General features: G+C 73.3%; 9 protein-coding genes. 6 read left to right on the top strand and 3 right to left on the bottom strand.

The window, feature by feature from the left end; genetic code table 11:
• From ACF09J_RS28885 to ACF09J_RS28875, 3 genes are all read left to right on the top strand, one after another.
• Window positions 1-549 (top strand): chitobiase/beta-hexosaminidase C-terminal domain-containing protein (locus ACF09J_RS28885; RefSeq protein WP_392308381.1); only part of this gene is annotated, 549 nt, incomplete at its 5' end.
• Window positions 550-808: 259 nt separating this feature from the next.
• Entirely contained in the window at window positions 809-1,990 is a 1,182-nt protein-coding gene (locus tag ACF09J_RS28880) for an ROK family protein (RefSeq protein ID WP_392308380.1), read from the top strand.
• 192 nt (window positions 1,991-2,182) lie between these two features.
• Window positions 2,183-3,187: a helix-turn-helix domain-containing protein gene (locus tag ACF09J_RS28875; RefSeq protein WP_392308379.1), complete on the top strand. Its 1,005-nt coding sequence runs from the start codon at window positions 2,183-2,185 to the stop codon at window positions 3,185-3,187.
• A gap of 57 nt (window positions 3,188-3,244) precedes the next feature.
• On the opposite strand, the gene ACF09J_RS28870 is transcribed toward ACF09J_RS28875, so the two are convergent.
• Both ACF09J_RS28870 and ACF09J_RS28865 read right to left on the bottom strand, forming a co-directional pair.
• Window positions 3,245-6,295, bottom strand: coding sequence for a M36 family metallopeptidase (locus ACF09J_RS28870; protein WP_392308378.1), 3,051 nt, complete (start codon window positions 6,293-6,295; stop codon window positions 3,245-3,247).
• Window positions 6,296-7,101: 806 nt separating this feature from the next.
• Complete coding sequence (locus tag ACF09J_RS28865) at window positions 7,102-9,666, bottom strand: CHAT domain-containing protein (protein WP_392308464.1); 2,565 nt, start codon at window positions 9,664-9,666, stop codon at window positions 7,102-7,104.
• Window positions 9,667-9,824: 158 nt separating this feature from the next.
• Here ACF09J_RS28865 and ACF09J_RS28860 point away from each other — a divergent pair, with 158 nt between their 5' ends.
• Genes ACF09J_RS28860 through ACF09J_RS28850 form a run of 3 tightly spaced genes read left to right on the top strand, consistent with a single transcriptional unit; the run spans window position 9,825 to window position 12,408 of the window.
• A complete protein-coding gene (locus ACF09J_RS28860) occupies window positions 9,825-11,264 on the top strand; it encodes a S8/S53 family peptidase (RefSeq protein ID WP_392308377.1) in 1,440 nt (479 codons plus the stop codon).
• Between the two features lie 59 nt (window positions 11,265-11,323).
• A complete protein-coding gene (locus ACF09J_RS28855; RefSeq protein ID WP_392308376.1) occupies window positions 11,324-11,899 on the top strand; it encodes an RNA polymerase sigma factor in 576 nt (191 codons plus the stop codon).
• On the top strand, window positions 11,896-12,408 hold the full coding sequence (locus ACF09J_RS28850; RefSeq protein WP_392308375.1) for a hypothetical protein: 513 nt from the start codon (window positions 11,896-11,898) through the stop codon (window positions 12,406-12,408). The genes ACF09J_RS28855 and ACF09J_RS28850 overlap by 4 nt, the downstream gene beginning before the upstream one ends.
• Before the next feature lie 15 nt (window positions 12,409-12,423).
• Here ACF09J_RS28850 and ACF09J_RS28845 read toward each other — a convergent pair whose 3' ends face one another.
• Window positions 12,424-13,221, bottom strand: a complete 798-nt coding sequence (locus ACF09J_RS28845; protein WP_392308374.1) for an N-formylglutamate amidohydrolase — start codon at window positions 13,219-13,221, stop codon at window positions 12,424-12,426.
• Window positions 13,222-13,281: the final 60 nt, after the last annotated feature.

Below are 13,281 nucleotides of genomic sequence, written 5' to 3'. Positions count from 1 at the left end.
CCGGAGACGTCGGCGACTGTGTCGGGTACGAAGGACGCTTCCGGTAACTATGTGGGCAGTGCGACGGTGACGGTGTCCGCGTCCGATGCCGAGTCCGGAGTGGCCAGGATCGAGTACTCCCTCGACGGCGGCCCCTACCTCCAGTACTCGGCACCGGTGGTGATCGACAGGGCCGGTAGCCACGCCTTCCTCTACCGGGCCACCGACAAGGCCGGCAACACGTCCACGCCGAAGTCGCTGTCCCTCACCGTCGTCAACAGCGAGCCGCCGACCGACTGTCCGGAAAGGGATGACCGGGCCACCGTGTTCGTCGGTTCGATCAACACCGGTATCCCCAACCGCGTCACGGCCGACGGCTGCACGATCAACGAGCTGATCGAGGACAACCGGACCTGGGAGAACCACGGCACGTTCGTCTCCCACGTCGGCAAGGTCGTCCAGACGCTGCGGGACGAGGGCGTCATCGACCAGCGGGAGGCCGCCGAGATCAAGAAAGCGGCGGGCCAGTCCGACGTCGGCAAGCCCAACCACGGGCCCGCAGGCGCGTGAGTCACGGAACGGTCGGTGACGCCGCCTGAACCGTGAGCCCTGGCGGGCCGCACCACCAGCCCGCCAGGGCACGCTCCGGCGCAGGGTCCACGACACTGCCGCGTATGGCTTTGTCCATCCGCAGATGAAAGTTCCACTCGTTAGTGCACAAGTTTCTTTCATCGGCGACGGCTCGGTGCTACGGTCCTTTCCAAAGTCGTGCCCCCCACGTGCCGGGCATGCGAACGATTCTTGCCATGACGGGGGCGGCGTGAGGTCTATGACGGCTCGACCGGCCAATCTTCATCAGGCCCGGCTGCTCCGCCTCCTGCGTGACCTCGGCCCGCAGTCCCGGGTCGCCCTGGGGGAGCAGGTCGAGCTGTCGCGGTCCAAGCTCGCCTTCGAGATCGACCGGCTGCTGGAGACGGGTCTCGTCGTCCAGGACGGCCTCGCCGCCTCCCGCGGCGGCCGCCGCTCGCACAACGTCCGGATCGCCCCGTCGCTGCGGTTCCTCGGCGTGGACATCGGCGCCACCTCCGTGGACGTCGCCGTCACCAACGCCGAGTTGGAAGTCCTCGGCCACGTGGCCGAGACACTGGACGTGCGCGAAGGCCCGGTCGCGGTCTTCGAGCGGGTGCTCGCCCTGGCCAACAAGCTGCGCGAGGCGGGGCTGGCGGAACACTTCGACGGCGCCGGGATCGGCGTGCCGGGACCCGTCCGGTTCCCCGAGGGCGTCCCCGTCGCACCGCCGATCATGCCCGGCTGGGACGGCTTCCCCGTCCGCGAGGCGATGAGCCAGGAACTGGGCTGCCCCGTCCTCGTCGACAACGACGTGAACCTGATGGCCCTGGGCGAGCAGCAGGCCGGCGTCGCCCGGTCCGTACGCGACTTCCTGTGCGTGAAGCTCGGCACGGGCATCGGCTGCGGCATCGTCGTCGGCGGCGAGGTGCACCGCGGTGTCACCGGCAGCGCCGGCGACATCGGCCACATTCAGGCGGACCCGGCCGGACCCCGGTGCGCCTGCGGCAACATCGGTTGTCTCGAGGCGTACTTCGGCGGCAGCGCCCTCGTCCGTGACGCGACCGAGCTTGCCCAGTCCGGCGGTTCGACGGAGCTGGCCGGACGGCTGGAGGCGGCCGGAAGGCTGACTCCTGAGGACGTGTCGGCCGCCGCCGGCGCCGGGGACGCCGCGTCCCTGGAACTGATCCGCATGGGCGGACGGCGTACCGGTCAGGTCATCGCCGGCCTGGTCAGCTTCTTCAACCCCGGCCTCGTGGTCATCGGGGGAGGCCTCACCGGCCTCGGGCACAACCTGCTGGCGAGCATCCGCACCCAGGTCTACCGCCAGTCCCTGCCGTTGGCGACCGGCAACCTGCCGATCGTCCTCGGCGAGCTCGGCCAGGCCGCGGGCGTCGTCGGCGCCACCCGGCTGATCAGCGACCACATCTTCTCACCGGCCTGACCCGCGCGGTCCGGGCCCCTCACCTGGGCGGACGGGCCGGACCGGTCACCTCCGGCACGCCGGATCACGCCGTCCGCACCCTGGCGCGAGTGGTTGGTGACACGTCAAGATCTTCTCCTCAGGGCGGCTCCGACCGGCCGGGAGCCGGTACCGGTGAGGTCCGGCGCACGACCGGCGGAGGAGAGGAGCGACATGTTCGAGACCGCGAGCTTTGACTCCGTGGAAGTACGTGCGTACCGCAGCCTGGTCAGGATGCCGGAGGCCACACCGTCCCAACTCGGCCGCCGCATCGGCCTGTCCGGACGCGAGGCGGCCAGACTCCTCGACACACTGGAGGCCAAGGGGCTGGTGAGCCGCGCCGAGGGTTCGGCGCACCGTTTTCGCGCCTCCCCACCCGATCTGGCGCTCGGCCCCCTGCTGCTCAGCCGGCAGCAGGAGTTGCAGGCCGCGCGGTCGGTGATGGCGAAGCTCACCGAGGAGTACCGGCATCAGAGCCGCCGCCGGGGCTCGGCCGAGACGGTCGAGACGGTGACCGGGGCGCGGGCGATGGCCCGGACGTTCGAGCAGCTACAACGCGGCGCCCAGAGCGAGATCCTGGCGCTGTGCAAGCCGCCGAACGTGGCGGTGCCGTCCCGCGGCAACGACACCCAACTGGACGTGCTGGCCGCAGGGGTGACGTACCGCGCGGTCTACGAGCGGTCGGCGCTCGAGGTGCCACCCGAGGTGTACCGGATCCGCGAGTTCGTCGAGCGCGGCGAACAGGCCCGGGTCGCCGCGGAGGTTCCGGTGAAGATGGTGGTCGCCGACCGGCAACTGGGCATGTTGGTCGCCCCGTTCGTACGTGCCTCGGACCCGGGTGGCCCGGCCGGCGACCCGCCGTCCGCCGTTCTGGTCCGCCCCGGCGTGCTGCTCGACGCCGTGATCGCGTTCTTCGAGATCCTGTGGGCGGGCGCCTCGCCGCTGGTGCTCACCGAGGACGGGCTGGTCGGCGAGAGGGAGTCCGACCGGATCCCTCCGCCGGAGGATCTGCTCCTGCTGTCACTGCTGCTGACCGGGCTGACGGACACCGCCATCGCCGGACAACTGGGCACGAGCCTGCGGACCGTTCAGCGCCGTATCCGCGATCTGATCGAGTTCGCCGGGGTCCGGACCCGGATGCAACTGGCCTGGGAGGCGTCCCGCCGCGGCTGGCTGTGACGCCCGGGACGGGCCACCGGGCGGCTCCGGTGCGCGAGCGCCGGAGCCGCCGGGGGACTACTTCTCGAAGACCTGGAACTCCGCGGCCCGGACGTTGAACGCCGCCGGGGAACCGGTGGCGCAGTCCGTCACGTTGTTCGGGTCGTTGTCCTGCTTGCCCGCGTAGGCCGGGTTGCCCACGCACTGGTTGGTGATCGCCTCGATACGCAGGTCGGTGGCCGAGGTCGCCGGGATGTCGAAGCTGCGCATGACGAGGTCCGGCGCCGCCGGTCGCGGCTTCGGCGCGTCGAAGGCGTCCTTCGGGCTGAGGTAGACGACGTGGAACTGCTTGGGCTGGGAGCAGTCGACGGTCGCGGTGCGGGTGCAGGCCGAGACCTCGAACTGGCGCAGCGCCGAGAAGCGGCTCTGGCTGCCGGTGTCGCCGCCGGGGTCCTTGCTGTCCGTCGGCCGGTTGATGGCGCTGACCTGGACGCGGCGGACCTTGGTCGGACCGTCGACGGCCAGGTGGACGTAGACGCCCTTGCCGGTCACGGACGTGCCCGTCTTGTCACCGACGTAGGCCCAGTTGGTGCCCTCGTCGTCGTCGATGAGCCTGGCCGCGTTGAACCCGTCCCCGGTCGCGGTGGCGCCGGCCGCCGCCGAGGCGAGGTTGGGCTGCATCTTCACCTTGACGGTCTGCTTGGAGGCGTCGTCGACCTGGAAGTCGAACGGGGTGAGGCCGTAGCCCGGGGCGACCGCGATGGCGTCGTAGTGGCCCTTGGCGAACAGCGCCTTCTTGTCGAGGTCGGTCGTGGTGCCGGCGATCGGCGTGGTCCGGGCGCTGAACTTGCCTATGTAGATACGGGCGTTGGGGATCTCGTCGCCGCTGTTGACCACCTTGAAGGTGATGTTGCCGTTGACGCCGGTCGGGGTGGCGAAGTCCGCGTGCGGCCGGGTGTCGCTGGTCGAGGTGGCGGTGGCGTCGACGCCCATGCCGCGCTTGGCGAACGCGCCCCACATCACGTCGAGGTCGTCGCCGTGGTAGCGGATCTTGTCGGCGGCGAGCATCGCGTCACGGGCGTCGATCATGGTGATCTTGCCCGTGCCCATCAGCAGGTACGAGTCGAACATCAGCTGGACCCAGCGCCGGCCGCCGCCGCAGTCGTCGACCGAGGTCTTGCCGGCCGCGCACGAGGCGAGCACCTTCTTGGCCGGCTCGCCGTACTTGCCGACGAGCGCCTGGCGCACCTCGTACTGCACGGCGTTCCAGATCTCGCCGTCGGAGTGCACCTCCGGACCGCCCATGTCGTAGCCGAAGTTGGAGTAGTTGAGGGGGCTCTTGTCGATGGCGAAGTTGCGGATGCCGCGCTCGTTGTTGTCGGTCACGTACGGGCCGACGACCCACGGGTTCACGCCGTCCGGGACCGCGCCGGTCTCGATCAGCCGCTCGGTGGCGACCAGGTCGCTCCAGGACTCGCCCATCGAGCCGCCGTGCGTACCGGAGATGCCGGAGGTGCCGCCGCCGATCATGCGGTTGGTGATGGCGTGGGTGTACTCGTGCCCGATGACGGAGGCGTCGAAGTCGCCGTCGGCGCAGCGCCCGTAGAAGGCCCCGGCCTGCGGCTGCCACAGGTACATGTTGGTCAGCGCCACACCGCCGTCGGCGCCGGTGCTCTGGTTGGCGTTGTTGCGGGTGGCGGGGTTGCTGCCGCCGGAGCGGGCCACGCCCATCTCCGGGTCGCCGCCCTTGCCGCCCAGGTCGTAGTTGTCGTGCTGCATGTTCCACGTCTTCTCGGTGAACCCGAGGTGGTACGAGAAGTCGTGCATCACGTTGTGCTGGGCGAACAGGTTGCCGATCGCCGCGTCGCGGTCCGGCTTCGCGGGGTCGGTCAGCACCTTCGGGTCGCAGCCGGTGGCGTGCCAGGCGTCGGTGTACGAGTAGTCGTAGACCCGGTCGGCCCGCACGTCGGGGGTGATCCCCAGCCAGTTGCGCCCGGTGGCCGTCAGACCGTCGCTGGCGAAGGCGTTGGCGCCCAGCGTGGTGCCGAGCTTGTAGGAGCCGCCGTAGGTGCCGCCGCCCTCACCGGAGGCGATGTCCCAGGCGTGGTGAGGGGTGCCCGGGGCGGAGTCGCTCATGACGCGGTCGCAGCCGGGAGCGGCCGTCCAGCACCAGGTCTCGCGGGTGTCTGCGGAGGAGTCGTTCAGCGGGGGAGAGAAGGGGAAGACTTTCCATTGCGGGTTGCCGTCGTGGCCGTCCGCGACCCCGTCCTCGACCAGGGACCGACGGGCCAGCACCTCGCCGGTACGGGCGTCGACGACGCTGTCGTACAGCTCCGGCTCATCGCCGGCCGTACCGGCCTGCACCTGGAAGGCCGAGCGCACGGTGCCGTCGGGGTCGGCGATCACGACGGGGCGTACGAGCTGCGGTCCGGACAGTCCCGAGGCCTCGAACTTCCGCCACTTCTCGGTGCTGTCCGCCGCGGACAGCTTGCCGGGGGTCAGCGACACGTCGGCCAGCGCGGCCTTGATGGCGTCCTGTTCCGACAGGGTCGCCGGCTTCGGTGCGCCGGTGACCGGGGCCAGGGCGCCGGTGACGCTGACCACGGTGCCGTCGACGACACCCACGGAGATCTGGCCGTCCCGGGCGAACGGCTTGCCGTCCACCTCCTGGGCGAGCAGCACCGCGGCGCCCTTGCCGATCGGGGTGCTCGACACCAGCTTGAGGTCGTCGACCTGGCCGGCGGGGATGCCGAACAGGTCCGCGTTGGCCTTCAGATAGGCTCGGGCGGTCTGCTCGGGCTTGGTGGGCAGTCCCTTCGCCAGAGCGGTGCCGCTGCCGTCCGGCACGACCGTGGTCGGGGTGCCGTACCGGCTCCAGCTCACCCGGGCGTCGGCCTTGGCCGCCGCGCCTCTCGCCTTGGTCGACGGGGCTCTGTCGGCACCCGGCAGATCCTTGTCGGGCTTGCCATGGTGGTGGGCGCCGGTCATCCCCGAACCGGAACCCGACGGCTGCGCCGGGCCCGGGTCGGCGCCGGCGGTCGGTGTCTGTATCACCGCGACGATGCAGGCCGTGGCCAGCGCCAGGACGGTCCGCCGTGCACGTGTGGAGCGTGTGGAGTAAGTGCGCACTCGTACCCCTCTCCTCAAGAAGGACCGGACGGGGATTGCCCGTCCGGCACCCGCGGAGAGTGGCACGCGGCGCGATGCGGCAGGAATGATCGTGCATGGCGGAAACATGACAATGCACAGTTCCGCCACAGGTTACTCGCGGGTGCTCCACGACGGGCTACGCCCGCCGTCCCGACCGACCCTGACGCCGACGCCGGTGCACCCCCTCGTTCGCCGGTCCCGGCCGCCCCGAGCGCCGGGCGCGGGCCGCGCCGTTGGCCCCACGCCGGGCGCCGCTGCCGGATGCCCTCCGCGCGCCCCACCCGCCGGGCTCTGGCCTTCCCCGTTCGCCGGTCTCGGGTCGCGCCGAATGTGGTCTCGGGCCATGCCGAACGCGGTCTGGGCCTTGTTTGGGGGCCCGGGCCCCGTCCTCCGCCCCGAGCCGCACCGAACACCGGTGCCGAGAAGCCCCGTTCGCCGTTCTCAAGTCGCGCCGGCTTCCCTTTCGGTCCGCCCCGTTCGCCGGTCTCGACCGCACTGAGCGCCGGGCGGGGGTCGCGCCGTTGGCGCCCCGTCGGGGGCCGCTGCCGGATTCCCCCCGGTGCGCCCCGCCTGCCGGGCTCTGGGCATCCCCGTCCCCGTCCGTCGGCCTCGGGCCGCGCCGAACGTGGGTCTCGGCCGCTCTTTTGGGGGCCCGGGCCCCGGCCCTCCGTCCCGGGCCGCGTCGAACGCCGGTCCCGGGCTCCCTGTTCGCAGGGCCCGGCCCCCGGCCCCCCGGTCCACGGCCACCCCCCCGCCGATCCCCGTGTGCCGCCCGTTCGCCGTTCTCAAGCCGCGCCGAACGCCGTGAACGCCCACCCCGTCGCCTGGTGGGTCGCGTCGCCGGGCAGGGCGGTTCGGGCGTCGCGGAGGGACTCGGCCAGGGACAGACCGGCGTCCAGGCCCTTGTGCAGGGCGAGCATCAGGGGGACCACGGCCTCGTCGTTGACGGGAGCGCTGCAGGCCACCACTCCGGCGGTGCCCAGGGGCAGCAACGCCGTGACCAGGCCCAGGAGTTCGTCGGCGCCCACCGAGGCGAAGCGGGCGGTGTCGCAGCAGGACAGGATGATCCGGTACGGGCTGCGGTCCAGGCGCTCGAAGTCGTGCACGATCAGCGGGCCGTCGGCCATCGTGAGCGACGAGAACAGCGGGCTGTCCGCGCGGAAGGCGCCGTGCGCGGCGATGTGCGCGAGCGCGGCCCCGTCCAACTCCCGCAGCACCCGCGACACATGCGCGTCGGCCTCCTCCAGCACGGTCGGCGCACCGTAGCGGTCGGCGAGTTCGGGCACCTCCGCGCCCCCGGTCGCCAGACCCGGGCCGCGCACCAGCACCCGGCGGCCACCGGGCGGCGGCTCGGTCTCGTGGGCGCGCAGCCAGCTGCTCGCCGACGGCGACACGCTCAGCACCCGCTCCCGAAGCGACGGCAGCAGCGCCCACGGCACCCGGTGCAGCGAGCCCGGCGGCACCACCACGACGGGCCCGGAGCCGAGGTGGCGGGCGGCCGGGCCGAGCAGCAGCTCCTCCAGACGGCGCCCCGCCGCCTCCACCAGCGGCAGCCGGGCGGCCGCCCCCGGGTGGGCCAGCCGCCGCAGTCCCGCCTGCACGTGCTCCGCCTCGGTCACCGCGTCCGCGAGCCGCCCGGCCTCGAAGCGCCGTACCCGCCCCTCGCCGCACAGCAGGACGTGCACCCGCCCGTCCAGCACGGCCAGTTCTACCAGCCGCGCGTCCCCGAGCCGGGCCAGCAGCCGGCCGGGTTCGAACCGGTCGCCGCCACCTGGCGCCTCGCCGCGAAGGCGCAGGGTGCGCGAGCGGATCTCCCGCTCCAGGCGCCGCTGTTCGCGTTCCAGGGCGGGCACCGGGTGGCCCTCCTGACGGGCGTCCTGCGCGCGGGCGGCGATCTCGCGGAAGGCGGTCAGCCCGCTGAGCAGGGCCGGGTCGGCGGGCGGCCGGGTGGGCGGCGCGGACAGCACGGTGGCCCGCAGGCGCTCGCTCCACACCAGCAGCCGCCGCGGCTCACCGGAGTCGAGTGCCGCCTCCTGGGCCAGCGCGGCCAGTTCCGCGCCCTGCGCGGTCGCCCGGGCCCGCAACTCCGAGGCGCCCAGCGTCATCCGGTGGTCGTCGAGCACGTCGAGCCCGCGCCGGCACGCCTCCAGCACGCCACGCCGGGAGCCCGCCGCCCGCGCCCGCAGGGCCTGCGCCGCCCAGCCCGTCATCCGGGCGAGCGGCGGCCCGCCGTACCGGCTGCGCGCGGCGACCGCCAGATGGCTCTCGGCGTCCGCCGGCCGGCCCAGGGCGAGCGCGATCCGGCCCGCCAGCAGCGACGCCTCCGGCGCGGCCGGCGAGCCGAAGGAGGCCAGCCGTCCGGCCACCGCCGCGGCGTCCGCGACCAGCCGCCCCGAGCGGAGTCCGTCGGCCACCCGCGCCTCGATCAGCACCAGCCGGGCGTGCGTCTCCCACCAGGCCCGCCGCTGCCCCGCGAACAGCCGCACGGCCAGCGCGGCGCGCGCGGTCGCCGTGTGCGGGTCGTCCGCGAGACGCGCGGCCCGCGCCGCGGCCAGCAGGAGCTCTGCCTTGCGGGTCGACTGCCCGCCGATACCGTCCAGTTCGGCGATCGCCGCGTCGGCCCCCGCCAGCGCCTCGGGGGCGAGACCTGCCGCCATCAGGACCTCGCAGCGCCGGATCTCCAGCATGAACGTCGGCGTGCCGAGCTTGGCGTACTGCTCCTCGGCCTCGTCGAGGAGCCGCAGCGCCGCCGGGATGTCGCCCTGCCGGAACGCCGCCAGGCCCCGGCTCTCCACCGCGTCGGCCTTGTCGTGCTCCTGGCCGGTGGTGTCCCACAGCGCCTGCGCCGCGGTGAAGTCGGCGTCCGCCCGCTCCACCGCGCCCAGCGCCAGGTGCACGGTGGCCCGCAGCGTCAGCGCCCGCGCCGTCCAGATCACGTCGCCGGCCTGCCGCAGTACGGGAATTGCCCGCCGCACGTCCTCCAGCGCCTCGCCATGGCGGCCCAGCACCCACCACACGTACGCCCGCCGGAACAGCACCCGCGCCCGGGTGTGGCCCGTACCGCGCGCTACCCCGCGCTCGAACGCCGCGAGACCCTGCCGTGTGCGCCCCGCGTGCACCAACGCAACGCCCAGCGTGGCCAGTACGTCGGCCTCCCGCTCGGCCGAGTCGGCGCGCGCCGCCAGATCCCGGGCCCGGCGCAGATGCCGCAGCGCCAGCCGGGTGTCGCCGAAGTCCCGCTGCCAGATGCCGATCACCTGGTGCGCCACGGATCCGTGCAGCGGCGGCGGACCGGCCTCCAGCAGCCCGCGGGCCCGCTCCAGGGCCTCGCCGGGCGCGGCGAACACCATGGGCAGCAGTTCGAGGACCGAGTCGCTTCCCGCTGTCACCCGTCGGATGGTAGTGGCCTGGTGAGGCCCCTGGAACCGGCGCACACCCGTCGGCGCTGTATCAGGCAGGGGCCGCACGGCTCAGACTGACGACCGTCGCACCAACCGGAGGGCACGCCATGGCACCTCAGCGATTCCGCGAGCAGTTCGCCCAGATCCAGCGCTCGATGCCGGGAGTGCCGCTGGCGATGGGCCCGGACGACGCGGCCGAGTTCTGCTACGAGAAGGGCGTCGTCCTCGCCCGCGACGGCGAGGAGGCCCGGCTGGTCGAGGACACCGTCCGCGCGCACTTCGCCGCGGCCCCCGACCTGACCGAGGACCGAGTGCGCCGCGCGGGCCCCGAGACCAACCGCACCGGAGTCACCCGGATCCAGGTCGACGACCCGGGCCGCGGCGACCGCGGCGGCGACCTCGCCGTCACGCACGCGTTGCGCGCCCTGCGCGAGCCCGAGGGCAGGGCCGGACGGCGGCTGGTCAGCCGCAACCACGTGGTGTCGATCGCGTCGGTCAACGCCTGCCCCGGCGACGAGCCGGTGCCCGCCCCGTTCGCCGAGGGGCCCAACCCGGCCCCCGCCGAGACCGCCTACGACGAGGACACCGCCGTCGGCGTCCTCGTCGTCGACACCGGCCTCATGCACGACTACCGCTCGGTCCCGACGCTGGCCCACGTCCAGGGCGACGCGCAGGTGGAGGAGACCGACGAAGCGGGCGTACTCCAGCAGTACGTCGGCCACGGCACGTTCATCGCCGGGCTGGTCGCCGCCGTCGCCCCGAACACCGACATCACCGTGCGCGGCACCCTCAACGACGCCGGCGCCATCCTGGAGTCCGACTTCGGCCACCGGCTGTTCGAAGCCGTCGACGCGGGCGGCTGGCCCGACATCCTCAGCCTGTCCGCGGGCACCCCCAACGGCCGCACCGACGGCCTGCTCGGGGTGGACGCCTTCATGCGGGAACTGCGCGACAGAGGAACCCTGTTGGTCGCGGCCGCGGGCAACAACGCGAGCGGCACACCGTTCTGGCCCGCGGCCTATGCAGGCCTGCCGGAGTACGCCGAGTCCGTGCTCTCGGTCGGCGCCCTGCGCGGCGACGGCGAGTACGGCGCCTGCTTCAGCAACCACGGCGCCTGGGTCGGGGTGTACGCCCCGGGCGAGCGGCTGACCAGCGCCCTCACCGGCTTCGACGCGCCCGTGCCGTACGTCTACCAGCACTCCACCTACGACGCCTGCCGGTTCGGCTTCTCCTACGCGTGCACCTGCCAGTCCCCGCCGCACACCGGAGTGCTCAGCGAGGCGGAGCAGAGCCGGCCGGCGCAGGCGGACCGCGTGGTGTTCGAGGGCTTCGCGCAGTGGAGCGGCACCTCCTTCGCCACCCCGGTGGCCGCGGCGATGATCGCGGCGCACATGACCGCGCACAAGGAGCGCGACCCGCGTGCGGCCCGGCGCCAACTGCTGGAGACGAACACCGAGTACGCGGAAGTACGCGGGGCGCACGTCCCGGCGCTGCGTCCGCCCACCTGGCGTCCGGTCCCCGTCGTCCGGCTCGCCCCGCCGGCATGAGGTCCGGAACCGTCCCCTCGACGGCGTACGATGACAGGCCGTATTCGAGGGGTGAGGCAGTGGATCGCGCAGAAGTCGGCGTGCTCGTCCAGTCCGCCGTCGAGGGTGACGCGGCGGCCTGGAAAGCACTGGTGGAGGGGCTGAGTCCGCTGGTGTGGTCGGTGGTGCGCGCGCACCGGCTCTCGGACGCCGACGGGCACGAGGTGTACCAGACCGTGTGGTTCCGCTTCGCCCAGCACCTCGGGCGGATCCGCGAGCCCGAGAAGGCCGGCTCGTGGCTGGCGAGCACCGCCCGCAACGAGTGTCTGAAGACGCTCAGGAGCCTGAGCCGGCTGACGGTGACGAGCGATCCGCAGCTCCTGGACCGGGTCAGCGAGGACCGCACGCCCGAGCAGTCGCTGCTCGACTCCGAGGAGGCCGCCGCGCAGAGCGAGCGGATCCGCAGGCTGTGGCAGGAGTTCGAGAAACTCGGCGACCGCTGCCGCCAGTTGCTGCGGGTGCTGATCGCCTCGCCGCCGCCCAGCTACCAGGAGGTGTCCGCGGCCCTCGGCGTCGCCGTGGGCAGCATCGGACCACTGCGCCAGCGCTGTCTGCGGCGCCTGCGCGCACGACTCGACGCACGGGGGACAGTGTGAACGGCAACAATCGCGACGACGACGGCACAGGCGGCGAACCGCCCGTCCGGGACGGGACGTTCGACGAGGAGGACATGGCCGCTGGGCTGCTGGAGGAGGAGTTGCGGCAGGCCGCCGCCATCCTCGACCCGGTGCCCCGGGACCTGCGTCAACTCGCCGTCGAAGCGTTCGCGTTGCGCGACCTCGACGCCCGGATCGCCGAGCTGACCTTCGACTCGCTCGTCGACGCCATACCGGTCCGCGGCGCGACGGACACGCCCAGGATGCTGACGTTCCAGGCCGGTGAGCTGACCGTGGACGTCGAGGTCACCGCGGACGGGCTGATGGGGCAGGTGCTGCCGCCGCAGCCCGCCCGGATCGAGGTGCTGGCCGGCCCGCGGCGGCCGGGCCCCGCGCTCACCGCCGACGAACTGGGCCGGTTCACCGGCGACGCACCGCCCGCCGGCCCGTTCGCGCTGCGGCTGCGCGCGGGCGCCGACGTCGTCGTCACGGAGTGGCTGCGGGCCTGACCGGACCGGCCGGAGTCAGCCGCCCAGACCGTCGACGAGGGCGGCCAGCGCCCCGGCCGGCCGGTCGAGCCCGGGACCGGCGGGGCCGCCCGGCTCGGTCATGTACGTGTCCCGCCGGATCTCCACCATCAGGGCGCCGACTCGGGTGTCCTCCCCGTAGAACTCCATCGGCACGTAGGCACCGTTGAACGGGCTGTCCAGGCCCGTCCCGCCGCAGCGCGCGAACGCGGCGCGGGCGAGCTCCGTCAGCTCCGGCGGGGTGTGGAACGGGTCGGTGCCCAGGCACACGGGCGGCCGCGGGCCCTCGCCGTGCAGCTCGTAGGGGAGCGCGGCGCCCGGGTAGGAGTGCACGTCGACGATCACGGCACGCCCGGTGGCGGCCAGCCGGTCGGCGACGGCCTTCGTCATCGCCTCGGCGTACGGCCGGAAGTACCGCCCGATCAGCGGTTCCGGGTCGGTGTCCGCGGGCCGCAGGACCTCCCGGTGCGTGGTCCGCGTGTACACCGCGCCCATTCCGACGGCGAGCATCTCCTCCCGCTCGTCCGGGAACCGCTCCGGGTCCACCACCAGCCGCGACAGCCGGTTGACGAACCGCCACGGCGTCAGCCCCGCCAGCCCGGCCGCCGCCTCGGCGATCCGGTCGGTGTACGCGTCGGTGATGTGGTCCAGCTCCCGTTCGAGGGCCGCGTCGTCCAGCACGATCCCGGCCCGGACCCCGGCCGGTATGGCCCGCGCCGCGTGCGGCACGTGCAGGATCACCGGTGACTCGGCGGCGCCGGGCAGCAGTTCGAAGGACGGCGGGGTGTCGTGCATGGGGCGTTCCTGTCTCTCTTCGCGTCGCCGCGCGGTTCCCGACGCCATGGCCCCACCGAT

The sequence above is a fragment of the Streptomyces sp. NPDC014889 genome (assembly GCF_043081205.1).
Classification (GTDB): domain Bacteria; phylum Actinomycetota; class Actinomycetes; order Streptomycetales; family Streptomycetaceae; genus Streptomyces.
This window is presented reverse-complemented; position numbering and strand designations above follow the sequence as displayed.

Bases quoted from the DNA above. Each gene is read 5' to 3' on its own strand.
- ACF09J_RS28860 (WP_392308377.1), top strand. From the start codon at position 9,825: ATGGCACCTCAGCGATTCCGCGAGCAGTTCGCCCAGATCCAGCGCTCG.
- ACF09J_RS28845 (WP_392308374.1), bottom strand. From the start codon at position 13,221: ATGCACGACACCCCGCCGTCCTTCGAACTGCTGCCCGGCGCCGCCGAG.
- ACF09J_RS28875 (WP_392308379.1), top strand. From the start codon at position 2,183: ATGTTCGAGACCGCGAGCTTTGACTCCGTGGAAGTACGTGCGTACCGC.
- ACF09J_RS28880 (WP_392308380.1), top strand. From the start codon at position 809: ATGACGGCTCGACCGGCCAATCTTCATCAGGCCCGGCTGCTCCGCCTC.
- ACF09J_RS28865 (WP_392308464.1), bottom strand. From the start codon at position 9,666: ATGGTGTTCGCCGCGCCCGGCGAGGCCCTGGAGCGGGCCCGCGGGCTG.